Origin of the sequence: Martelella mediterranea (assembly GCF_021021415.1) — a bacterium.
In the GTDB taxonomy this organism is placed as follows: domain Bacteria; phylum Pseudomonadota; class Alphaproteobacteria; order Rhizobiales; family Rhizobiaceae; genus Martelella; species Martelella mediterranea_C.
The window spans coordinates 1-7,184 of record NZ_JAINWJ010000085.1 but is presented as its reverse complement, the minus strand read 5'-3'; the positions used below and the strand labels follow the sequence as shown (position 1 = coordinate 7,184).

The 7,184-nt window shown below is 64.0% G+C and carries 8 protein-coding genes; 5 read left to right on the top strand and 3 right to left on the bottom strand.

Going from position 1 to position 7,184, the window contains the following annotated elements; genetic code table 11:
* Window positions 1–201: 201 nt before the first annotated feature.
* Both grpE and hrcA read right to left on the bottom strand, forming a co-directional pair.
* Complete coding sequence (grpE, locus tag K7H91_RS25205; RefSeq protein ID WP_230722920.1) at window positions 202–834, bottom strand: nucleotide exchange factor GrpE; 633 nt, start codon at window positions 832–834, stop codon at window positions 202–204.
* 97 nt (window positions 835–931) lie between these two features.
* Window positions 932–2,020, bottom strand: coding sequence for a heat-inducible transcriptional repressor HrcA (hrcA, locus tag K7H91_RS25200; RefSeq protein WP_230722919.1), 1,089 nt, complete (start codon window positions 2,018–2,020; stop codon window positions 932–934).
* Between the two features lie 151 nt (window positions 2,021–2,171).
* Between hrcA and rph the strand changes: the two genes are divergently transcribed.
* The 5 genes from rph to K7H91_RS25175 all read left to right on the top strand — a co-directional run bounded on the left by rph (window position 2,172) and on the right by K7H91_RS25175 (window position 5,802).
* The gene (gene rph / locus K7H91_RS25195) at window positions 2,172–2,894 is read left to right on the top strand and encodes a ribonuclease PH (protein ID WP_230722918.1); all 723 of its coding nucleotides are present in this window, start codon (window positions 2,172–2,174) and stop codon (window positions 2,892–2,894) included.
* Between the two features lie 4 nt (window positions 2,895–2,898).
* Entirely contained in the window at window positions 2,899–3,312 is a 414-nt protein-coding gene (locus K7H91_RS25190) for a VOC family protein (RefSeq protein WP_230722917.1), read from the top strand.
* A 230-nt stretch (window positions 3,313–3,542) separates the two neighbouring features.
* The gene (rdgB, locus tag K7H91_RS25185; protein WP_230722916.1) at window positions 3,543–4,187 is read left to right on the top strand and encodes an RdgB/HAM1 family non-canonical purine NTP pyrophosphatase; all 645 of its coding nucleotides are present in this window, start codon (window positions 3,543–3,545) and stop codon (window positions 4,185–4,187) included.
* A gap of 14 nt (window positions 4,188–4,201) precedes the next feature.
* Window positions 4,202–5,359: a radical SAM family heme chaperone HemW gene (gene hemW, locus K7H91_RS25180; protein ID WP_230722915.1), complete on the top strand. Its 1,158-nt coding sequence runs from the start codon at window positions 4,202–4,204 to the stop codon at window positions 5,357–5,359.
* A 95-nt stretch (window positions 5,360–5,454) separates the two neighbouring features.
* Complete coding sequence (locus K7H91_RS25175) at window positions 5,455–5,802, top strand: hypothetical protein (RefSeq protein WP_018065567.1); 348 nt, start codon at window positions 5,455–5,457, stop codon at window positions 5,800–5,802.
* 35 nt (window positions 5,803–5,837) lie between these two features.
* On the opposite strand, the gene mnmA is transcribed toward K7H91_RS25175, so the two are convergent.
* Window positions 5,838–7,031 (bottom strand): tRNA 2-thiouridine(34) synthase MnmA, encoded by a 1,194-nt coding sequence (gene mnmA, locus K7H91_RS25170; protein WP_230722914.1) that lies wholly within the window; start codon window positions 7,029–7,031, stop codon window positions 5,838–5,840.
* Between the last annotated feature and the right edge of the window lie 153 nt (window positions 7,032–7,184).

Here is a 7,184-nt window from a genome sequence, read left to right as displayed (position 1 = left end):
AAGGATAAGGGACCATCAAGAACAACAGAGTTGATGACGCCCGTAAAAGGGAAAGGTTTTAGCAAACTGAGGGCAGGCACTTTGTCTTAGCCGCAACAATCATCATAGCGCGCCCGTCGCATCGCCCTTGGTCCCGGCTCAAGGCCGGGATGAGGATGGAGCGTTAGTGAGAGCCTCGCAACGACCGCCGCCCCAGCGAAATCACTCGTCCTTCGGCGCTTCGTCGGCCGGCTGGGCCGCTTCCGGCTTGGGGCCGCCCTTGGAGACGCCGACCATGGCCGGGCGCAGGACGCGCTCGCCGATCATGTAGCCGGCCTGCACCACCTGAACCACCGTGTTTGTGGGGATTTCCGGGTTTGGAACCTCGAACATCGCCTGATGGATATTGGGGTCGAAGCGCGCGCCCTCGGCCTCGATCTTCTTGACGCCGTGGCGTTCGAGACCGGACAGCATCGAGCGTTCGGTCATCTCGACGCCCTCGATGAAGCCCTTGATCTCCTCGGTGCGCTTGTCTTCCGGGATGGCATCCAGCGCGCGACGCAGATTGTCGGAAACGCCGAGCATGTCGCGGGCGAACGCGGTCACGGCATAGGCCTTGGCGTCCTTGACGTCGCGGGCGGTGCGGCGGCGCAGGTTTTCCATTTCGGCGGCAAGGCGCAGAAGCTGGTCGCGCTGCTTTTCGTTCTCGGCCTTCAGGACCTCAAGCGGATCGGGCTCGGGCTGAGCCTCCTCGGCGATATCCTCGGCGGCCGCGGCGTCCATTTCGGCTTCGAGATCGAGCACCGTTTCCTTGATTTGTTCGTCAGTTCCGTTTTTCTTGGTCTCGTCGGTCATGACGTCTCCGCAGATTTCATTTCAATGGTGAATTTCTTGAGCCCCGATATCGAGGTTCAGCCTTGAAAAATCAAGGGTTGATATGGGGTGGCCGCGATCAGCGCGTGCTGGAAAGCCGCGACAGCAGATGCGCGGTATAATCCACCATCGGCACCACACGGGCATAATTAAGGCGCGTCGGCCCGATCACGCCGACGGCGCCGACGACCTGATTGTCGCTGTCGCGATAGGGCGCGACCACCAGCGACGAGCCCGACAGCGAAAACAGCTTGTTTTCCGAGCCGATGAAGATCCTGACGCCCGAGCCGCTTTCGGCGAGATTGATCAGCTCGATCAGGCTGTCCTTCTTTTCAAGGTCGTCGAACAGCATGCGCAACCGGTCGATATCCGCGGCATCGGCCACCCCTTCCAGCAGGTTGGCACGCCCGCGCACGATCAGCCGCCCCGGATTGCCGTCCTCGGCGCTTCCCGACCACACGGCAAGCCCGCGCCCCACGAGATCCTGCGACAGCTGGTCGAGTTCCTGGCGCACACGATCCTTCAGCCGGGTCAGCACGGATTTCAGCTCCGGCAGGGTCTGGCCGTTGAGATGCGCGTTCAGGAAATTCGCCGCCGCCGTCAGTTGCGACGAGGTGGTGCCGGCCGGTAGATCGATGATCCGGTTTTCGACCTGGTTGTGGTCGCCCACCAGCACGGCCAGCGCCTTGGTCGGCTCCAGACGGATGAACTCGACATGTTTGAGCACGGTATCGCTCTTGGAGGTCATCACCAGCCCTGCCCCGCGCGACATGCCGGAAAGCATCTGGCTCGCCTCGTCCAGCAGCGTCTCCACCGGCTGGCCGCTGCCGACGCGGCCCATCTGGCGCTCGATTTCCGCGCGCTCGCCCTCGGCCAGGTCGCCGATCTGCATGTAGGCGTCGACAAAGAAGCGCAGGCCGCTTTCGGTCGGCAGCCGCCCGGCGCTGATGTGGGGAGCATAGATGAGGCCGAGTTCCTCTAGATCGCTCATGACGTTGCGCACCGAGGCCGGCGACAGCGACATCGGCAAAAGCCGCGACAGGTTGCGCGAGCCGAGCGGCTCGCCGCTCTCCAGATAGGTTTCGACAATCCGGCGAAAGACCTCGCGCGAACGGTCATCGAGCGAGATGGCGGGCATATCAACCTTTGCTTTGCGATTTGTGGTCATGCACTCTTTGCCGAAACGTGAGAAAGCTTCCCGCCTAATATAGTGCGAAGGCGTCGCCACGCAATTGACCCGGGCCGGCGCGGCGTTTTTCTTTGCAAAAGCGGGCGCATGCTCGTAGAACGCGGCCAAAAGCAACCGGAAGGACCTCCCCATGCGGCCATCAGGCAGACAACTTACCCAGATGCGCAACGTCTCGTTCGAGCGCGGCTTCTCCAAGCACGCCGAGGGCTCCTGCCTGGTGAAGTTCGGCGACACCCATGTGCTGTGCACCGCATCGCTGGAAGAGCGCGTGCCGCCGTGGCTGCGCAATGGCGGCAAGGGCTGGGTGACGGCCGAATACGGCATGCTTCCGCGCGCCACCGGCGAGCGCATGCGCCGCGAGGCGTCTGCCGGCAAGCAGGGCGGCCGCACGCTGGAAATCCAGCGCCTGATCGGTCGCTCGCTGCGCGCGGTCGTCGATCTCGAAGCGCTGGGCGAACGCCAGATCAGCGTCGACTGCGACGTGATCCAGGCCGATGGCGGCACCCGCACGGCCTCGATCACCGGCGCATGGATCGCGCTCCACGACTGCCTGAAATGGATGGAAGCGCGCAGCATGGTCAAGACCGGCAAGGTGCTGAAGGACCATGTCGCCGCGATCTCCTGCGGCATCTTCGCCGATCAACCGGTCATCGACCTCGATTATCTGGAAGATTCCTCCGCCGAAACCGACGCCAATTTCGTCATGACCGGCACCGGCGGTATCGTCGAAATCCAGGGCACCGCCGAAGGCAAACCGTTCAGCCAGGACGAGTTCCTGACGCTGCTGGACCTCGCCAGAAACGGTATCGCCGAGCTTGTCAATCTCCAGAAGAAGACCGTCGAGGGCGCGTAACGCCATGGAAAGCCCGATCGCCGCCATTCTGGAAACAGCACTCTACGTCGATGATCTCGACGCCGCCGAGCGATTCTACGGCGGCGTGCTCGGTCTGGAGAAGATTTCCCGCGTCGGAAACCGCCATATTTTCTACCGCTGCGGCCCCGGCGTTCTGCTGATCTTCAATCCGGACGAAACCGAAAAGCCCGCGGCGGCGGACGCTTTGCCCGTTCCCTCCCATGGCGGCCGCGGCCAGGGCCATGTCTGCTTCCAGCTGAAGGACGACGATTTCGCCGCCATGCTCGATCGCCTCAACGAAAACGGCATCGCCATCGAAAGCGATTTCCTCTGGCCAAACGGCGCCCGCTCGATCTATTTCCGCGATCCCGCCGGCAACAGTCTGGAATGCGCCGAGGGCAAGCTCTGGGGGCTGTGATGGTACCCGGCTTTTGCCCCGCGCTCCTTTCAATCTCCCCCCTTGAGGGGGAGATGCCCCGTCAGGGGCAGAGAGGGGTGAAACCCTTCCTCAGATTCGGAGTTTGCGGCATTTGCCCTATACCCCTCTCTGTCGCTTTCGCGACATCTCCCCCTCAAGGGGGGAGATTGGTTGGGGGCTATGCGGCAGCCGGCAACTGAACAGTTTCTCCTACACGATCAGGACCTGACATGCGCACACTCGATACCAAGACCATCGTCGTCGCCAGCCACAATGCCGGCAAGATCGCCGAGATCGCGGATCTGATCGGTCCGCTCGGCTTTTCCGCGAAATCGGCGGCCGAACTGAATTTCGACGTGCCCGAGGAAACCGGTACGACCTTCGAGGAAAACGCCGCGATCAAGGCGCTTGCCTCGGCCCGCAAATCGGGCCTGCCGGCGCTTGCCGATGATTCCGGCATCGCCGTTGACGCGCTCGATGGCGCGCCTGGCGTCTATACCGCCGACTGGGCGGAAACGGCGGATGGCAGCCGCGATTTCGGCATGGCGATGGAGAAGGTCGAGAACCTGCTCGCCGAGAAGGGCGCAACCACGCCCGAGCAACGCACCGCCCGCTTCGTCTGCGTGCTCTGCCTGGCATGGCCCGACGGCCACACCGAAACCTTCCGGGGCGAGGTCGAGGGCACGCTGATCTGGCCGCCGCGCGGCGACAAGGGCCACGGCTACGATCCGGTCTTCAAGCCGGCCGGCCATGACCGGACCTTCGGCGAGATGGAACCGGACGAAAAGACCCATGGCGGGCCGGACGATGGCGGCGCGCTGTCGCACCGCGCCCGCGCCTTCCGCCTGTTCGTGGAAAAGGGGCTGGCACGCTGAGCGAACCGCAAACCATGGCCCGCGATGATGGCGAACCGGGCTTCGGCGTCTACCTGCACTGGCCGTTCTGCGCGGCCAAATGCCCCTATTGCGACTTCAACAGCCATGTCCGCCACCAGCCCGTGGATCAACCGCGCTTCATGGCCGCCTTCGCCCGCGAGATCGACCATATGCGCGCGCTTTCCGGCCCGCGCGACGTCACCAGCATCTTCATCGGCGGCGGCACGCCCTCGCTGATGGCGCCGGAAACGCTCGGCGGCATTCTCGATGCGGTGGCGAAGGCATGGCATGTGCCGGACGGGATCGAGATCACGCTGGAGGCCAATCCCTCAAGCGTCGAGGCGACGCGTTTTCGCGGCTATCGCGCCGCCGGCGTCAACCGCGTCTCCATGGGCGTGCAGGCGCTCGATGACCGGCAGTTGCGGTTCCTCGGGCGGCTGCACAATATGGAACAGGCGCTGGGCGCAATCGGGCTTGCGCGCGAAATCTTTCCGCGCATGTCGTTCGACCTGATCTATGCCCGGCCCGGCCAGACCATTGACGACTGGGTGGCGGAGCTCAACCGCGCCATTGACCTCGCCGCCGATCACCTGTCGCTCTACCAGCTCACGATCGAGGAAGGCACGGCCTTTTACGCGCTGCACAAGGCCGGCAAGCTCACCGTGCCCGACGAAGATCACGCCGCCGAACTTTACGAGATCACGCAGGCCGTGACGGCGGAGCGCGGTCTGCCGGCCTATGAGGTCTCCAACCACGCCCGTCCCGGCGCGGAAAGCCGGCACAACCTCACCTATTGGCGCTATGGCGATTATGCCGGGATCGGCCCCGGCGCCCATGGCAGGCTTTCCACCGCCGAGGGCAAGATCGCCACCGCCGCCGAACGCCACCCGGAAACCTGGCTCTCGATGGTTGAGGAGGCCGGCCACGGCATCTGCGAACAGACGGCGCTGACGGGCGAGGAACAGGCCGACGAGCTGCTGCTGATGGGACTGCGGGTGACGGAAGGCGTCGACCTTTCGCGCTGGTCGTCGCTTTCCCGAAGGCCGGTCGATGCCGAACGCGAAGCCTTCCTGATCGACCTCGGCCTTGTCGAACGCATCGGCAACCACCGGCTGAGGGCGACGCCCGCCGGCATGCTGGTTTTGAACCGTCTGGTTGCAGAGCTATCCTGATCGACAATCATCGCTGAACATGAGATATCGGGAACCGGGGATCGGCGCCCGCGTTTCTGTAACGTTGAGCGCCCGCATCACAAGGGAGATCGAGAATGGCAAGCGCGTCCTATACCCACCGCAAGATCCGCGACCGGCTGAGTGCAGCGGTCTGCATCATCTTCGCGCTCTATATGGGCTATCTCGCCCATCAGGACGGCGTGGCGCTGGCGCCCTCGATCTTCTACGGGCTGATCGCCTTCGTGCTGCTCGCCATCGTGCTGATGGTGCTGCGCAGCTTCATCTACGCGCTGATCATAGCGGCGCTTCTGGTCTGGCTTGCCGCCTATATGGGCTTCGACTGGGCCGACAGGCTGATCGCCTATGTCGACCAGCTCCTGACCCTCGGCTACCAGGAATCGCTGAAGCTGTTCATGGAAGCGAAGGAGCCGATCGCCACGTGACCCGGCGGCCTGCCGCCGCCGGGACGCGATAACACTCAGGCCGCGAGCCCATCCATGAGGCTCTTCAGCGCCGCCTCGGCTTCCGCCGAGCGTTCGGAACGATCGATGAAGCCGCCGCCGAAGACGCGGGCCTCGTTGCCGGGCGCGTCGTAGAGCACGCAGGCCTGTCCGTTCGCAATGCCGGCCTCGCCTTCCAGCAGGTCGACATAGACGCCGTTGTCGTCGGCGCGCAGCATGACCGGCAGCGGCGGGCGGGTGGAGCGCACCTTGGCGAAACACGCGAAACCGTCGGCCGCCTCGTCGGCGAGCGGACGATCGCCCAGCCAGTTGACGTCGCGCAGATAGATCCGCCGGGTTTCCAGCGCCTCGCGCGGGCCGACGACGACGCGGCGCGAACGGGCGTCGAGATGGACCACGTAAAGCGGCTCGCCGGTGGCAACGCCAAGCCCCTTGCGCTGACCGATCGTGTAGCGAACGATGCCTTCGTGGCGACCGAGCACGCGGCCATCGAGATGGACGATCTCGCCGGAAAGCTCGGCATTCGGCCTCAGCTTGGCGATAACATCGGAATACTTGCCCTGCGGCACGAAACAGATGTCCTGGCTGTCCGGCTTGTCGGCGACGATCAGGCCCATTTCCTCGGCCAGCTTGCGGGTTTCCGCCTTCGGCAGACCGCCCAGCGGAAAGCGCAGGAAATCGATCTGTTCCTGCGTGGTCGCGAACAGGAAATAGCTCTGGTCGCGCTCGGCATCCACCGGACGGTAGAGCGCGCGCCGCATCGGGTTGTCGGCGGTCGGATTGGGCGCGGAGCGGATATAATGACCGGTCGCCAGCGCATCGGCACCGAGTTCCTTCGCCGTCGTCAAAAGGTCGGCGAACTTGACCGTCTGGTTGCAGGCAACGCATGGGATCGGCGTTTCGCCGGCGATATAGGCCTCGGCGAACGGGTTGATCACCGTTTCGCGAAACCGCGCCTCGTAGTCCAGCACATAATGCGGAATGCCGAGCCGCTCGCTGACGCGGCGCGCGTCATCGATATCCTGTCCCGCGCAGCAGGAACCCGCGCGATGCACGGCCGCGCCGTGGTCGTATAGCTGAAGCGTGATGCCGAGGACGTCGTAGCCCTCGCGCTGCAACAGCCCGGCCACGACCGAGCTGTCGACGCCGCCGGACATCGCCACGACAACGCGGGTGTCCTGCGGCTTCTTGTCAAAACCGAGTGTGTTCATGATCCGCCAGTCCAGTTCAAGGTTGGATGTGAATCCCATATTTGCCGCTGATATAGAGGCCTTGGGCCAAAGACGCAAGAATACCGGCCTTTCAAGCCGCCAGACTGCTGACAAACCCCTGAATGTGCAGTTTGATACCTTCCTGACCTTCCT